The sequence below is a fragment of the Huintestinicola sp. genome (assembly GCF_051882455.1).
Classification (GTDB): domain Bacteria; phylum Bacillota; class Clostridia; order Oscillospirales; family Ruminococcaceae; genus Huintestinicola.
Genome location: NZ_JBJERV010000025.1, coordinates 1 through 15,188 on the forward strand (window position 1 = coordinate 1; position 15,188 = coordinate 15,188).

Below are 15,188 nucleotides of genomic sequence, written 5' to 3' on the forward strand. Positions count from 1 at the left end.
GGCGTATTATAGCCGCCGTATTTTGTCCATAGGTTAATTGGTTATTAGTATTACATCACAAACTTCTCTATTACATCGGCAATGCCGTCCTCGTCATTTGAAGGCGCTATGTAGTCGGCAGCAGCCTTTGCAGCGTCACAGCCGTTTGACATACAGACTCCCAGCCCCGCATAGTTTATCATAGAAACATCATTGAAGCCGTCGCCGCAGGCAATGACCTCCTCCCGCGTGATCCCGAGCCTTCCGATAAGTGTTTTTATAGACTCAGCCTTATCTATCCCGTTCGGTACCACTTCAACAAAAAACGGTTCAGAGCGGAATACGTTAGCCTTGCCGACAAGAAGCTCTGCCAGATGTTTTTCCGCTTTTTCAGCCAGCCCGGGCTCTCCCGTAAGCAGGCATTTTACTGGTGAAAAGTCGATCTCCTCAAGAAATTTATCTGTGACCCTAACAGGCATACCGTTTATCCTTGACTCAAGCGCGATGTATTCATCAGTTTTGTCAGCGGCAATGATATCTCCTTCCTTGTAGGTGATAACGCCGATGTCAAACTCCTTAGCGGTCTTATACGCCGTCTCAAGAGCCTCCCGCGAGATGGTGTTGGAAGCAATGACCTCACCTGTTAATGCGTCCTTGATAATTCCTCCGTTAAAAGGGAGCAGATACCCGCCGATACTTGACAGCTCCAGCTCTCCCGCCGCATAGGCAAGTCCCGGCTCGGGACGTCCCGAAGCAACAGCGATGATAAGTCCCTTTTCCGCCGCCTTCATAAGTGCCTTTCTTGTCTTTTCCGTAATGAGCTTTCTGCTGTCTGTAAGCGTTCCGTCAATATCAAGGAAAATAATTTTATACTTCATACATTACGATCTCCCGGAATAAAAGATATGACAAACCAAAACCACCCGTTTTCGGATGGCTTTGATCTCTCAGATAACATAATCATTTGTCGATATATTTTTTGAATGATTTACAATATCCTCAATGGTGATGTTATCCACCACATCGGTTATCGCGTCATAAAGCTTCTGCCAGACAAAAAGAGTTGCACACTCCCCCGCTCTTTCGCATTGGTTAACATTATCCTCCAGACAGGCAACGGGAGCCAGATTGCCCTCGGTAAGCCTGAGTATCATACCTATCGTGTAGTATTTAGGCGGATTGGTAAGCTTATAGCCTCCCTGTGCGCCGCGAACGCTTTTAACAAAGCCCGCACGGCTGAGGAGGATAACTATCTGTTCAAGATATTTAACGCTTATATCCTGATTTTTGGCAATGTCTTTAAGCGGGATCGCGGAGCCGGTGTCATTCATAGCAAGATCGCACATCATTCTCAGAGCATAACGGCCCTTGGTCGATATTTTCATTGCATCAAATCCCTTCATATAGTAATCATAGCTGATTACTATTATTATAACTCAAAACAGACCTGATGTCAATAGGTTTCAGCGATTATCCACCTTTTCGGGATACATATCGTGCTCGCACAGCCTGCGGAATGCCATCTCCTCGAATTTGGTGCCTTTTCTGCCGTAATTGCAGTACGGGTCAATGGAAATACCGCCTCTGGGAGTAAATTTTCCCCACACCTCAATGTATTTGGGGTCCATCAGCTTAATGAGGTCCTTCATAATGATATTAACACAGTCCTCGTGAAAATCGCCGTGATTTCTGAAGCTGAAAAGGTACAGCTTCAGAGATTTTGATTCTACCATTTTTATATCGGGAATATATGATATATATATAGTCGCAAAATCAGGCTGTCCCGTTATAGGACAAAGGCTTGTAAATTCGGGGCAATTGAATTTAACAAAATAATCATTGTCCCGGTGTTTATTAACAAAAGTTTCCAGCACCTGGGGCGCATAATCATCGGGGTATTTTGTTTTCTGATTGCCGAGCAGGGTTATGCCCTGTTTTTCCTCTGCGGTTCTGCCTTCCATATTTTAATAACCGTCCTTTCTGATAAAACAATAACCGCCCGAAGGCGGTTATCCGGATAATTTTATTATACCTTAAATATCGGCAGATGTCAAGTCGCTTTGTTAATAAGCTCAAGCAGTCTCTGTTTGGGAGCGGCACCCACAGTCCGCGCAGCCTCCGTTCCATTTTTTATCACCACAAATGTCGGGATACTTGAAACGCCGAATTTATCAGCAGCCTCGGGAACGTTATCCACATTCACTTTATAGACCGCAAAACCCTTTGCATCACGTGAAAGCTCCTCTACCAAAGGCGCCATCATCTTGCAGGGACCGCACCACTCGGCAAAAAAATCCACCAGAACGGGGATATCCGAATTAAGGACCTTTTCATTAAATTCGGAAATATTTTTTATCTCCATATTAAACCATCCTTTCTTTGATCAGACCGTTTGCTTTGCAGTATTATTATTCTCAGCCTGAGCGGCAGTATTCGGGAGACAGACCGTTATTCTTGTACCGATGTCCTTGTAGGAAATGACCTCGAAATGTCCCCCGTGACGGTCAACTATCCATTTTGCAATGGATAGCCCCAGACCGGTGCCGCCTGTTTCTCTTGTTCTTGCAGGGTCGGAGCGGAAAAATCTGTCAAAGATAAGTGGGATATCCTTTTCGTCAATTCCTATTCCCGTATCCTGAATTTCAAAGCATTTTTCTCCGTTTTCGCCGTTCATAACTCTGAGAGTAATGGTATTTCCCCCGGGCGTATATTTTTTTGCATTGTCGCATAGAATACGTGCAGTCTGCTTCATCATTGAAATATCTGCAAAAACGCTTATCTCGTCCTTGATGTCAAGATTGTAGGTATGATCCGGGTCTATCATTTCCGCTTCTGAGTGGACTTCGCGCATCATATCCGAAAGAGAAAATTCCGTCATATTAACAGGCTGCCTTCCGTTATCTCCCCTGGCAAGGAACAGAAGCTGTTCCACAAGCTTGTTCATATTCTCAGACTCGTTTTTTATGGCAGTAATTCCCTCTTCAAGAATTTTTTCGTCCGACTTTCCCCATCTGTCAAGCATATCTGCATAGCCCTTGATAACGGCGATAGGCGTTCTCAGCTCGTGGGAAGCGTCCGAAACAAATCTGGACTGACTTTTGTATGCATTTCTCATTCTGTCGAGGAGATCGTTTATCGCCTGCTCGATACGCTTGAGGTCGCGGTTTCCCGTGGAAATGTGTATATCCGAATCCATGGGGTCAATGCTGCCGATAGCCGATTCTATATCGTCAAAATTGTACTGACTGTTATGCGCCGCAGCAGTAAGCTCCGTAGCAGTCACCGCAATTTTATTAAGAGGACTGAGCATTTTCTTTGCTTTGAAATACTCGGGAAGGAAGGTCACAAGCCATACCACAGCCTGAATAATTCCCAGGATACTGATACCGCAGGTAAGGACCTGAGCGAAGGCACCGCATCTGACCGAATATTCTCCGAAGCTGTATATCCCCGTCCCCAAAGCATTCCAGAAATTATCCGCAGTTGCACTTTCTGTAAACATATCAAAATCAAAGGTGAAGCTTCTTGCAAGATCTATATCAAAAGCAGTTACGTAAGCCGCTTCGGCAGCTGCACACCAGCTTATCACAGAAAATAAAAATATCAGCAGATCGTGAAGCAGGTACTGTCCCAGTCTTTCCAGCTGTCTGCTGGCTGTGATCTGCCCTGCAATGGAGCTGCTGTCTGTTTTATTATTTGCCACAAAGCCGCCTCCTTTTCTCAGAGATCAAGCTCTTTTAATCCCTTAATTATTCCGGCATAAAATTCGGTGATATCCGAAATATCACCGCTTTCCTTTGATGAGAGCCTGCTTCTTCGCATATCCACCTCATCGCAGTGTGAGATGCCCCGTCCGTCTGTGCCGTAATAAACGCCCTTGAAATTTGTCCATTTCACCGCTCTCGGAGCAAGCAGACCGTCATTCTCCCCTTCGAAATGATTTACCACCGCCCACGGGACAGCCATAAATATATCGGAGGTCATTTTCTTCATAGCAAAGGCGTAGCTTTGGTAATATACACCCTCTGCATCGGGATTATCCCTGTTGAATTTTTCTGCGTCAGCCGTACGGAAGCTTTTTACCGCCTCATAAGTATGAGGAGTCTTGTCTCCAAGCAGCCTGAACCACAGATCAACAGCTCCGCAGCCAAGCTTTACAGCCCCCTGTGGGAACTTCATAAGCTTATCAACAGTAACGGAGCCATTATGGGGCGTGGAAATGGTTGTAAGTGAGGCTGCCTTGTCACTGTAGCCCATTGATGAAATAAGATATCTTGCCTCAAGTCCGCCCTTTGAATGAGCAATGATATTGACTTTTTCGGCACCCGACTCCGCAAGAGCGTTCTCAAGAGAGACTTTAAGCTGCAATGCATTGCTTTCAATACTGCCGTTGCTGTCCTGTCTGCCGAAAAATACCCTGGCGCCGTTTTCCTCCATAGCCTTAGGTATTCGTCCCCAGTAACCGACAAGTCTGAAATCCCTGAAACCCATTCCGTGGACCAGCAGCACAGGATATCGCAGCTTGTCACTTGATGACATAGCCCACTCCCCTGACAGTCTGGATATATTTAGTATCGGAAACCTCTTCAAGCTTGCTTCTGAGGTATCTTATGTAAACGTCCACCACGTTTGTCTCACCGAAATAATCATATCCCCACACACGCTCAAGAAGCTGTTCACGGGTAAGGACAATGGAAACATTCTCAAGCAGCGCCTGCAGAAGTCCGAACTCCTTGACGGTAAGCTCCAGCGGCTTTCCGCCGCAGGTAACGGTATGGCGGGCAGTATCCATAGACAGCTCCTTGAAGGAGATCATCTCCTCCTTGTCCTTTTCCTCCTCGGAGGGGCGGTGCTGGCGGAGGGTAACGCGTATCCTTGCAAGAAGCTCCTCAATGGCAAAGGGCTTTGTGATGTAATCATCAGCGCCCATATCAAGCCCCGAGACCTTATCCATAACGGAATCTCTGGCTGTGAGCATAATAACGGGCACGTTGTTTTCAGCCTTCCTGAGACGTCTCAGCACCTCAAGACCGTTAAGTCCCGGGAGCATTATATCAAGCAGCACCAGGTCAAAATCACCGCTTTCGGCAAGGGTAAGACCCTCTCTGCCGTCTCCTGCCACAGCCGTTTCGTAGTCCTCATGCTCAAGCTCAAGCTGGATAAATCTGGCAAGCTGGTGTTCGTCCTCGACAATTAAAATTTTCGGCATAATAATATCCCCTATATATTTTTTCTGATAGAATAACTGCAGCCGTTAAACAGCGTGATAAGGACCACAAGGAAGCAGAGCCCCACCGTACAGCACAGCAGGATTATCGCAAGCAGCAAAGGAAAAGCAAGTATGTCCTCACCGTTTTTGGATATGACCACCTGATATTTCAGGATATCCCTGAAAATCTCGCAGAGCTTCTGCCAGGCAAGGCTGAAGAACTCCTTGATATTTTCGGCGTCGGCAGCAGTTTTCTCGGTGTAAACATAGTAATCGGGCTGCATATTCGTCGAATACTTATTGCTTTTTGCTCCGCCGAGTTTGCCGCGGCGTTCAAGGATTATCATAGCCTCAAGAAGGTCGAAGCCGGCTTCTTTAAGCACTTCTCCGGCTTCTTCATAGGATATTCCGCATTTTTCCACAAGCTTTTCAGCCATTTCGTGATGTTCCACCGGAAGACTCCTTTCAATTTTTTTCAAACTCAGCATAAGCGATGCCTTTCTTTATACATAATATTGTAGCACATAAATGAACTGATTACAACAAGATTATATGAATAATAATGCCGCATTTTCTTATATCATTTATTGAGAAAATGCGGCAGTGAAAAAATCACTTGTTAAAAAATCCGTTGTCGCAGGGCTCGTCGGGCTTAGTGTATGTGTAAGTGGGAGCAGACTGTGCCGCACTCACAGGCTTTGAAAAGCCGAACACAAATTCCTTTGAGAAATCGGGTCCGAAGAAAGTGTAGGTAACTCCGAAGAGAATGGAGATAAGCACCACAGGAACTATTATCTCCCAAAGAAGCAATGCGCATATCACTGCGGCTATAACAGGGATACGGAAATATTCTCTGCTGCCTGCGATCCTCACATTGTTTCTGCAAAGCTTACCGAAAAGACTGCCTGCACAGTCCGCAGCCCTGCGGCTGTTTCTTCTGAAGCTCTGCTTGGCACTGTTTATCTCAGCGTTAAAGCGGGACCTGCCGCTGCTCTTACTGTGAGCCTTTTCCAGCATTATTGCGGCTTCAACCATATCCTTGCCGCATGCCTCGTATGCGTAGCGCGCTTCTTCAAAGCTTGCGCCTGTCTTATTAACAAGTTCGCTTACATTTTCAAAATCATTCATAACTATCTGCCTTTCATATCAACTAAAATTATTATATCCCGCAAGGATTAAACCCGTTTGTGATTAAGATTAAAATCTGATTAGAAATATCACGGCTTAAAGGTTATCTTCTTAGGCTCGGGAAAATCCTCGCCGCTGATGGTGTACTCAACTCCGCAGAACAGGGAGATAAGAATAACGGGAACGGACACCTCAAATGTGAGAAGCATGATGATAAGGAATGCCAGAATGGGCATATGGAAAAATTCATTCGTCCTCGATACTGCAATGTCATTTCTGCATATCACCGAAAAAAATCTCTTTATACCGCTGACAAATCCTGAACCGCCTGAAACTACCTCGGGAAGATTTTTACTCATATTAAACAACCATCCTTTCAAAATGTGTTTTGTTTTGGAATGTCTATATAATACACCATAATGATTAAACCGTATTTTAAGAACGGTTAAAAACAGATTAGAGTATGATTTGTTTTTTCTCATTTTACATCAAGCACAATAGACAATCAAGCTGTTTGTTTACATTTTATTTACATAATTATCCCATAAATAAGCTTATACTTGACCGTATAATAAATATAAACAATAGGACATATATCAACAGGAGGTATCACATATGAAAAGAAACATCATTCTCCCCGTTCTTATCAGCTCGGTCCTGCTTACAGCCTGCGGAAGCAGCAGTTCTTATTCCGACGCAACATATTCCGTAAAAGGAAACAGTGCATCATTTAACAGCGAAGCAAGCTATGACAGCTACGTCGAGGTAAATTCTGCGGAGGAATATGAATATGCCGACGCTGAAAGCTCAGACGCTTCATCAAACAGCAGCGGAGATGAAAATGGTCTTTCCTCTGAAAAAATTAAGAAAGAGATGCTTGTCTACACCTGCAATATGACTGTAGACGTACTTAACTTTGATGAAGCTATCGGAAAATTCAAGGAAAGCCTTGAAAGCTACGGCGGATTTGTGGAGAACGAAAGCTACAGCGACGGCGGCTCTGACAGCAGATGGTACAGCGAGGACCAGGAAAAATGGCAGTCCTATTCGGCTACGGTACGTGTTCCCAGCGCAGATTATGACAGCTTCTGCTCGTCTGCGGCAGCTCTGGGAGATCTTCGCAGCAAAAATGCTTCCGTTGAGAATGTAAGCAGCGAATACTATGACCTTTCCACTACCCTTGAGATATACGAGGCAAAGGAGGAGAGATACATAGCTCTCCTTGCGGACATTACAGATGATGAATATGCCGTTACTGTTGAAAGGGAGCTTACCGACCTGCAGATAGAGATAGCAAAGATAAAGACCCGCATGAATGAGATACGCACCGACGTTGCCTATTCCTTCGTCAATATCAGAATAAACGAGGTAAAGGAATATACACCCGAACCTGTTCAGAAGGATACATTCGGTCAGCGGCTCATGAACACTGTTTCAGACACAGCCTCAAATTTCCTTATTTTCCTTGAGGGACTTCTTTTCCTCCTCATTTCCCTGTTCCCATATCTTGTACTTATCGGAATAGTTGTGTTTATTATAATTGCTATCAGGAAAAATATCAAAAAACGCAAAGCTGCAAAAGCAGAAAAGATAAATGAGCCCAAAACAGAGACGGTCAATACCGAAAACGATGCTCAGAACAAATAACCCGAATTTCTGAAAAACTTTATATTATAACGCCCCTTTGACGGACAGATGCGTAAGAATGTCCGTCTGAGGGGCGTTAATTTTTTATCGGTCAAAAATACAATATTTTTCGATTGACACTCTTAATGAAAATATAGTATAATTTAACATGGTAAATTTTACAATAAAATCTTCATCAGCAAGGAGCTGATATAACATGAAAAAAGATAAGCAGACGCTAAGCGGCAGCAATCGTTCATCGCTTATTATTCTTATATGCATTCTTGTAATAATAACCGTTCTGAATGCAGTGCTCATAAAGAACACCGAGTCCCAGCGAATAGAAGCCGAAGGTCAGATGCGTCTCAGCAGCATTGCAGGAAGCGTTGACAACAGTCTTTACCGCTCCGAATGTCTCCTTGACAGCGTGGCAATGCAGATAGAGCAGATAATAGCTATGGACGGAGACACCTCAAAGCTGCTTGACGATTATTTCTGCGCAGAAACCATTTCGGACATAAGCGGAAGGTCGGACGGCAGCTGTTTCAGCGCATACGCCGCATATAACGGCAAGCTTTATATCAATGATTTTATTCCCGATAAGGATTTTGTCCTTGACGAGCGCACATGGTACGTTGGCGCCAAAAAGCGTATGGGCTTAATAAATGTTACAGACCCTTACGTTGACGCAAGCACAGGTGAAATGTGCTACAGTATCTCCAAGCTCCTCTCTGACGGGTCAACAGTGGTCGGACTTGATTTTAATCTGAGCGGCATACAGCGTTATATCGAGGAAATGAATATGGAGAGCTCGGGAACGAGCCTCATTGTCAACGGCGACGGAATGATAGTCGGACATTCCGACCCCCGGTATGTTGGCAGGGATCACCGTGACCTTGATTTTTACAATGAGCTTGTTAACAAGGTATTTATGCTTTACGGCGATACCTTTGAATACACCTCTGACGGGGTGAAGTATAATATTTTCTCAGATAAGACCAATTATGACTGGTATCTTATCGTATGTGTGAGACGCAGTGCAGAAAATCTCGGCATAAGCGGAATGTCCATATACATAATCGTTTTTATGCTCATATTTGCTGTGGCGATAATTCTGTTTTATATCCGTACCTGTCAGAGCAAATCGGCAGCGGAAAAGGCTCTGTCAGTCAAGGACGAGTTCCTTAAAAATATGAGCTATGAGCTGAAGCGTCCTCTTTCAAAGATAATCAGCCGTGCGGATATTCTGGCAGGCACGGGTAAAGAGGGCAGCAGCACCGGAGCGGAGATAGGCGACTCGGCAAAAGAACTGAGTCAGATGCTCGATAACCTTATCTCAATGTCCGCCATAAACAATTTCAGCAGTGCTCATAAAGACAAAAGCAATAAAAAATCTGTCGACCACAGGCGGCAGACTGCGCTCATAACCATCGTTCTTACCGTAACCAGCATATTCGCCATAATCCTGAACACAAACACCCAGGTCAGCTGGGGCAATACCAAAATGCAGAAGGAAACTGAATATTATCTTTATCAGGTCCGGGAATGGGTATCGGGCAACAGAGCCGTTCTGGACGTTATTTCCGACAGCATTGCCGCGCAGCCCGATTTTTCGGGAGACTACGATACTGCCATCGCCTATCTTGACGATATTGTTTCCAAATATGACGATATTTCCGTTGCATACCTCTGCAATCCCGAGTGGGAGCATACCGTTCTGATGAATAACGGCTGGGAGCCTGACAGCAGCTGGCACGTTGAGGAGCGTCAATGGTATATCGACACACTCATATCCGAAAACAACTTCAATATTTCCGCACCCTATCTTGACGAACAGACAGGACTTTACTGCACTACTCTCAGCAAGATCGTCTATGACTCAAAGGGAAATTTCATCGGCGTTCTTGGAATTGACTATTACCTCGACAAGCTTATAGGCATTCTCGGCGAGAGCTATACCGATTCAGGCTATGCCTTCCTTACCGATATAGAAGGAAATATCCTCAATCACCCCTTTGACGAATATCAGATGCAGCCGGGGCTTTCCAGAAATGCCGCAGAGCTTTGCTACAGAACTGCCCTTACCGAAAATAAGCCTGTGACGATAAAGGATTATGACGGTATCAGGAGAGTCTGCCTTGCAATGGAGGAAGAGGTTTCGGGCTTCAAGGTGTTCGTAATGCGCAATGTGGGCGAGATATACGGCAGCGGAATTTTCTCCGATATTCTGTATATCATTGTATTTGCACTTTGTATAATCGTGGTAAATGTAATAATGAAACGTCTCAACCTGTGGCAGGCTAAGGTAAATACAGAGCTTAAAGAAGCTGCCGACAATGCCATCAGCGCAGGCAAGGCAAAAAACAACTTCCTTGCAAATATGAGCCACGAGATAAGAACGCCTATCAACGCCGTTCTCGGAATGAATGAAATGATAATGCGGGAATCCAGCGAAAAGGAGATAGTCGAATACGCCGCAAATATTCAGAGCGCAGGAAGAACGCTGCTTTCGATCATAAATGATATCCTTGATTTTTCAAAGATAGAATCGGGAAAAATGGAGATAGTTCCCGTAGAGTATGACGTAAGCTCCCTTGTCAACGATATCGTCAATATGATAAAGGCAAGGGCAGACAAGAAAAATCTCAAATTCATCACCGAGATCGACGAAACCATTCCCGCAGTGCTTTACGGCGATGATGTGCGGCTCAGGCAGATCATAACCAATATCCTGACTAATGCTGTAAAATATACTCCCAAGGGAAGCGTCCGACTCAGAATGAAGGCAGTTCAGAGACAAAACGGTATGGTAAGGCTCGAGGTAAGCGTTACCGATACGGGAATAGGCATCAAGGAAGAGGATCTTGACAAGCTTTTCACATCGTTCCAGCGTCTTGACCAGGAAAAGAACCGTAATATTGAGGGCACGGGACTGGGTATCACCATAGTTCAGAGACTCCTTAATATGATGGACAGCGAGCTGAATGTTTCCAGCGTTTATGGGGCAGGCTCCACCTTCTCATTTGTTGTATCCCAGAAGATAGTGAATAACGAGCCTATGGGAGATTTTGAGCAGCGTTTCAAAGCCTCGGCTGAGCATACCTCCGATAAGGCTGTTAAAACCGCGCCCAACGCCAGAGTCCTTGTTGTTGACGATAACGAGACCAATCTTCTTGTTGCAAAAAATCTTCTTAAACGCACTCTTGTTAAAATGGACACCGCCTCAAGCGGAAGTCAGTGCATTGAGCTTTTGAGAAAGAACATATACGATATCGTCTTTCTTGACCATATGATGCCCGAAATGGACGGTATCGAGACCCTTCATAAAATAAAGGAGGAAGATCTTGCGTCGGGCACCCATTTCATTGCCCTTACAGCCAATGCTATCCACGGAGCAAAGCAGACCTATCTTGATGCAGGCTTTGATGATTATCTTTCAAAGCCCTTTACAGGCAGCGATATTGAAAAATGTCTGTTCAGGCATATCAGCAGGGATATGATAAAGAGCGCTGAAGCAAGCTTGTCCCCTTCGGTCAGCGAGCAGAGCAATAAATCAAAGGTAGGTTCGGAGCTTGATATTGAAAAAGCTCTTGCGGAATGTGACAATGATGCGGATATGTATCTTGATGCAGTCTGCGACTTCTGCACCAATAACCGCTGCAATGACCTTGAGCTTGATTTTTCGGTCAAAGATAAAAAGAGCTATCAGGCAAACCTGAAAACTGCAATATCCTCCGCTGAGAAGGTGGGACTTACAGAGCTTATGAGCAAGGGTCAGCAGCTTCTGGACGCACTTGCAGAAGACGATACGGAATATGCCGCAGCTCATCACAAGTCGTTTGTTAAAATGTACCGCGCCGCTGCAGATAATCTTGAAGAGGCTGCTTCGGAATATTTTTCGGGTAAAAACAAATAAGCACAGAGCCTTTCCTTGTATATTGCGGGGAAAGGCTTCTTTTATCAAAAATCGGTAACACAGCTATGCAGATATGGATTTAATTCGCCTTATAAATATGACAATTTGGTAACATTCGCTAATGTTATTGACAGGCAATGCAAAATAATGTAAAATTATAATATATCGTTAAAACAGAAAGAAAGGAACAACTACAATGAAAGGATTTTGCAGAAAGATCGCTTCGGTATGCATTGCTGCAGCAGTGTGCCTGCAGGGAGCTTCGGCATTTGCTTTTACCGATCCCGCAGACATATATGCGGAGTATGCACAGGGCGGCTCGTCCTCACAGACTGAAACGGAAATAACGGAAGAAACCGAAAGCGGAGAAATTCAGGAGGATATTATTGAAGATGACCTGCCTGAGGAAACTGCCGAAGAGGAGGAAGCTGCTCCCGCAGAGGAAGAAAAGCCTGCGGAAAGCACCGATAACAAAAAGGTCACTAAGCCTGCCACGGAGATCACCATCTACAGCTATCAGACCTCTGTTACAGTGGGCGACACATTTAAGATAGGATATCGTCTCAAGCCCTCAAAATCAGACGATAAGGTCACCTTTTCATCATCAAGCAAGAAGATAGCCACAGTGGACTCAGAGGGAAATGTTACCGCTGTGGGAAAGGGCAGCGCTATCATTACGGCAAAGGCTACCTCGGGCGTTAAGGATAAATTTTACTTAACCGTAAAGGAAAAGGAAGTCTCGGACACAGACGAAGAAGATACAATAGAAGAAGCCTTCCCTTCCGACGGCGAATACATCAAAGCCACCAAGATTTCCCTGAAACATAATTCGGTCACTATTTTCGAGGGAGAACAGTATGCTATTCTCTATGAGCTTACTCCCTCCAACAGCAATGATACCGTAACCTTCCGCTCACTTAACAAGGCGGTGGCTTCCGTTGACAAAAACGGCGTCATTACAGCAAGAGGTGCGGGAAATACGCGTATCGTATGCACCACAGGCAGCGGCAAGAAGGTCAAGCTGAGCGTCACTGTTGTTCCCGTCCTCACCGATGAAGAGAAGGACGAGGCTTACGAGGAAGAGGTCGAAAAGGAATATAACGAATACGGCGAGCTTGTTCCCACTATGGTACGTTTTGGTGAGGAATCCGTTTCCGTTCAGGTGGGCAGCAAGATCTCCCTTGACGCAAGAGTTTATCCTTCGGGTTCAAAATATAAATATACCATCAAATCCGACGACCCTTCCATTGCAAAGGTAAATGCAAAGGGAGAGGTAACGGGTATAAAAGAGGGAAATACCGTAATTACCCTTACCACTGACAACGGCAAGAGCGATACTGTCTTTGTTACCGTTTACGGCGATGTTATCCCGGGAATTGACGTTTCCAAGTGGAACGGAGATATCGACTGGGCGACCGTAAAATCCACAGGAATGGCAGGCTTTGCTATGATAAGAGCTTCCTACGGCTATGAGGACACCGACCCGAAGCTTGCAGATAATGTCAGGGGCTGCGAAGAAAATGACATTCCCTACGGCTTCTATCATTATATGTACGCCAAGAACACCAAGGAAGCTCACAAAGAGGCAGCGTATTTCCTTAATGTAATAAGCGGATATTCCCCCGAATATCCTGTGGTGCTGGATATCGAGGAATCATTTTACGATGGAATGTCCAAGGAAGAAGTTACCGACATCGTTGTTGCATTTATGGAAGACCTGGAAAATGCGGGCTATTATGCAATGATATACAGCTATGCGAAATTCTTTGACGACAATCTTATCTATGACAGGATAGCCGATTATGACATCTGGGTCGCTTGCTGGGGCGATGAGGAAAAGCTTTTTGAGAATTTCAGCTACCATTACGGAATGTGGCAGTACAGCGAAACAGGAAAGCTGGACGGCATTGAGGAATATGTTGACCTCAACTACTGCTACAAGGATTACAGGGCTACCATAAAAAAATACGGTCTGAACAGACCATGGTAAATTTAAGCGGCGGAAAGCATTTAGCTCCCGCCGCATTTTGTTATATTATAGTGTTTGATTTACAAGCGCTTGTATTCATTGTTGAGCTTATACTAATAACCAATTAACCTATGGACAAAATACGGCGGCTATAATACGCCAACTCTGCGTCAAACTCCCTTGCCGGGCGACAGCCCGCCTGCGGTCGTTTTCCTTGATTTGTCGTATTCTATCCACCGTCTTTATCCATAGAACAATTGGTTATTAGTATTAGCCAAAGTTCTGAACAATATAGATGGCTTTTTCATATCCCATCCCCACTGTTTGAAAGCACAGGCATATGATGTAATATATCTGTCACTTACGGGCGGGAGTACGGTCATTTCATCAATTTTTTTCAATCCTGTCATTTCAGGCAATATTACATTTTTTATTTCATCGACCGTACATTCATCATCCTCCCGCGCATTTTTTATTTTGCTATTGCAGATCCTTATGCATCTGTCAACAAGAAATCTAAATTTAATAAGCTTTATATTCATATCAGTAAAGATCTATCCCGTTAGCAAGAAAAGCCGCACGTCTGTCACGGCAGGTGCCGCATACTCTGCAAGGCTCCTCGCCGCCCTCATAGCAGCTCCATGTAAGCTCATAAGGCACTCCGAGACGTTTTCCTTCGGCAACCACCGCCGCCTTGTTCATTCCGGCGAAGGGCGCGGATATCCTGAGCTGTCCCCCGCTGCCCTCGTATACCGCATTGTTCATAGCGTTAACAAAGGCTTCGGAGCAGTCGGGATATGCGTTTCCCGCAGCGTCATCGGCGTGGGCGCCATACATAAGCACCGAGCAGCCCTTTGAAAGAGCAACGCTTGCCGCCGCCGAGAGAAACAGACCGTTTCTGAAAGGCACATAGGTCGAAACAGGCGCACCGTCGGTCTTTTCAAGCTGCTCTGCATAGCTTTCGTGGGGAATTTCAGCCGAAGAGCCTGCAAGCAGAGAGCAGTCGGAATATCTGAATATTGTTGAAAGATCAAGAGCAATATGCTCCACATTGTAATACTCAGCGGTCTTATCCGCAGCCTCAAGCTCCTTTTTATGCTTCTGTCCGTAATAAATGGACAAAGCGACAACATTTTCCCGTCCGTATTTTTCGCAGGCAAGAGCAAGCAGGGTGGTGCTGTCCACTCCGCCGCTTGACAGCACAAGGGCTTTTTCCTGTGGCATTTTATATCAGTTCCTTTCACATTGGATTTTGATTTCTATGTATATTATAATGCTTCTTAAACAGATATTCAAGTTTTTTTTATTAATACTAATAACCAATTAACCTATGGACAAAATACGGCGGCTATAATACGCCA

14 protein-coding genes are annotated in these 15,188 nt (G+C 45.0%); 3 read left to right on the top strand and 11 right to left on the bottom strand.

Annotation, left to right across the window (positions count from 1 at the left end):
* Positions 1 to 50 precede the first annotated feature (50 nt).
* From ACI4J0_RS03400 to ACI4J0_RS03445, 10 genes are all read right to left on the bottom strand, one after another.
* Positions 51 to 857 (bottom strand): Cof-type HAD-IIB family hydrolase, encoded by an 807-nt coding sequence (locus tag ACI4J0_RS03400; protein ID WP_439764414.1) that lies wholly within the window; start codon positions 855 to 857, stop codon positions 51 to 53.
* Between the two features lie 69 nt (positions 858 to 926).
* Entirely contained in the window at positions 927 to 1,364 is a 438-nt protein-coding gene (locus ACI4J0_RS03405) for an RrF2 family transcriptional regulator (RefSeq protein ID WP_439764415.1), read from the bottom strand.
* 78 nt (positions 1,365 to 1,442) lie between these two features.
* Entirely contained in the window at positions 1,443 to 1,940 is a 498-nt protein-coding gene (queF, locus tag ACI4J0_RS03410) for a preQ(1) synthase (RefSeq protein ID WP_439764416.1), read from the bottom strand.
* Between the two features lie 89 nt (positions 1,941 to 2,029).
* Positions 2,030 to 2,341: a thioredoxin gene (gene trxA, locus ACI4J0_RS03415; RefSeq protein WP_439764417.1), complete on the bottom strand. Its 312-nt coding sequence runs from the start codon at positions 2,339 to 2,341 to the stop codon at positions 2,030 to 2,032.
* Between the two features lie 21 nt (positions 2,342 to 2,362).
* On the bottom strand, positions 2,363 to 3,682 hold the full coding sequence (locus tag ACI4J0_RS03420; protein WP_439764418.1) for a sensor histidine kinase: 1,320 nt from the start codon (positions 3,680 to 3,682) through the stop codon (positions 2,363 to 2,365).
* Between the two features lie 17 nt (positions 3,683 to 3,699).
* Positions 3,700 to 4,518, bottom strand: a complete 819-nt coding sequence (locus tag ACI4J0_RS03425) for an esterase/lipase family protein (RefSeq protein ID WP_439764419.1) — start codon at positions 4,516 to 4,518, stop codon at positions 3,700 to 3,702.
* Entirely contained in the window at positions 4,505 to 5,191 is a 687-nt protein-coding gene (locus ACI4J0_RS03430; protein WP_439764427.1) for a response regulator transcription factor, read from the bottom strand. The genes ACI4J0_RS03425 and ACI4J0_RS03430 overlap by 14 nt, the downstream gene beginning before the upstream one ends.
* A gap of 8 nt (positions 5,192 to 5,199) precedes the next feature.
* Positions 5,200 to 5,640 carry a hypothetical protein gene (locus tag ACI4J0_RS03435; protein WP_439764420.1) on the bottom strand — a complete coding sequence of 147 codons (441 nt, stop codon included), beginning with the start codon at positions 5,638 to 5,640 and terminating at the stop codon, positions 5,200 to 5,202.
* Between the two features lie 160 nt (positions 5,641 to 5,800).
* Positions 5,801 to 6,316: a hypothetical protein gene (locus ACI4J0_RS03440; RefSeq protein ID WP_439764421.1), complete on the bottom strand. Its 516-nt coding sequence runs from the start codon at positions 6,314 to 6,316 to the stop codon at positions 5,801 to 5,803.
* Positions 6,317 to 6,405: 89 nt separating this feature from the next.
* Positions 6,406 to 6,675 (bottom strand): hypothetical protein, encoded by a 270-nt coding sequence (locus tag ACI4J0_RS03445; protein WP_439764422.1) that lies wholly within the window; start codon positions 6,673 to 6,675, stop codon positions 6,406 to 6,408.
* Between the two features lie 256 nt (positions 6,676 to 6,931).
* Here ACI4J0_RS03445 and ACI4J0_RS03450 point away from each other — a divergent pair, with 256 nt between their 5' ends.
* The 3 genes from ACI4J0_RS03450 to ACI4J0_RS03460 all read left to right on the top strand — a co-directional run bounded on the left by ACI4J0_RS03450 (position 6,932) and on the right by ACI4J0_RS03460 (position 13,848).
* Entirely contained in the window at positions 6,932 to 7,963 is a 1,032-nt protein-coding gene (locus tag ACI4J0_RS03450; RefSeq protein ID WP_439764423.1) for a DUF4349 domain-containing protein, read from the top strand.
* 196 nt (positions 7,964 to 8,159) lie between these two features.
* Positions 8,160 to 11,858, top strand: a complete 3,699-nt coding sequence (locus ACI4J0_RS03455; protein WP_439764424.1) for a histidine kinase dimerization/phospho-acceptor domain-containing protein — start codon at positions 8,160 to 8,162, stop codon at positions 11,856 to 11,858.
* A gap of 196 nt (positions 11,859 to 12,054) precedes the next feature.
* Positions 12,055 to 13,848 carry a GH25 family lysozyme gene (locus ACI4J0_RS03460; protein WP_439764425.1) on the top strand — a complete coding sequence of 598 codons (1,794 nt, stop codon included), beginning with the start codon at positions 12,055 to 12,057 and terminating at the stop codon, positions 13,846 to 13,848.
* Positions 13,849 to 14,370: 522 nt separating this feature from the next.
* On the opposite strand, the gene queC is transcribed toward ACI4J0_RS03460, so the two are convergent.
* The gene (gene queC / locus ACI4J0_RS03465) at positions 14,371 to 15,051 is read right to left on the bottom strand and encodes a 7-cyano-7-deazaguanine synthase QueC (RefSeq protein WP_439764426.1); all 681 of its coding nucleotides are present in this window, start codon (positions 15,049 to 15,051) and stop codon (positions 14,371 to 14,373) included.
* Between the last annotated feature and the right edge of the window lie 137 nt (positions 15,052 to 15,188).

Coding starts and splice junctions, on each gene's coding strand:
- ACI4J0_RS03400 (WP_439764414.1), bottom strand. CDS start 857: ATGAAGTATAAAATTATTTTCCTTGATATTGACGGAACGCTTACAGAC.
- ACI4J0_RS03405 (WP_439764415.1), bottom strand. CDS start 1,364: ATGAAAATATCGACCAAGGGCCGTTATGCTCTGAGAATGATGTGCGAT.
- queF (WP_439764416.1), bottom strand. CDS start 1,940: ATGGAAGGCAGAACCGCAGAGGAAAAACAGGGCATAACCCTGCTCGGC.
- trxA (WP_439764417.1), bottom strand. CDS start 2,341: ATGGAGATAAAAAATATTTCCGAATTTAATGAAAAGGTCCTTAATTCG.
- ACI4J0_RS03425 (WP_439764419.1), bottom strand. CDS start 4,518: ATGTCATCAAGTGACAAGCTGCGATATCCTGTGCTGCTGGTCCACGGA.
- ACI4J0_RS03440 (WP_439764421.1), bottom strand. CDS start 6,316: ATGAATGATTTTGAAAATGTAAGCGAACTTGTTAATAAGACAGGCGCA.
- ACI4J0_RS03445 (WP_439764422.1), bottom strand. CDS start 6,675: ATGAGTAAAAATCTTCCCGAGGTAGTTTCAGGCGGTTCAGGATTTGTC.
- ACI4J0_RS03450 (WP_439764423.1), top strand. CDS start 6,932: ATGAAAAGAAACATCATTCTCCCCGTTCTTATCAGCTCGGTCCTGCTT.
- ACI4J0_RS03455 (WP_439764424.1), top strand. CDS start 8,160: ATGAAAAAAGATAAGCAGACGCTAAGCGGCAGCAATCGTTCATCGCTT.
- ACI4J0_RS03460 (WP_439764425.1), top strand. CDS start 12,055: ATGAAAGGATTTTGCAGAAAGATCGCTTCGGTATGCATTGCTGCAGCA.
- queC (WP_439764426.1), bottom strand. CDS start 15,051: ATGCCACAGGAAAAAGCCCTTGTGCTGTCAAGCGGCGGAGTGGACAGC.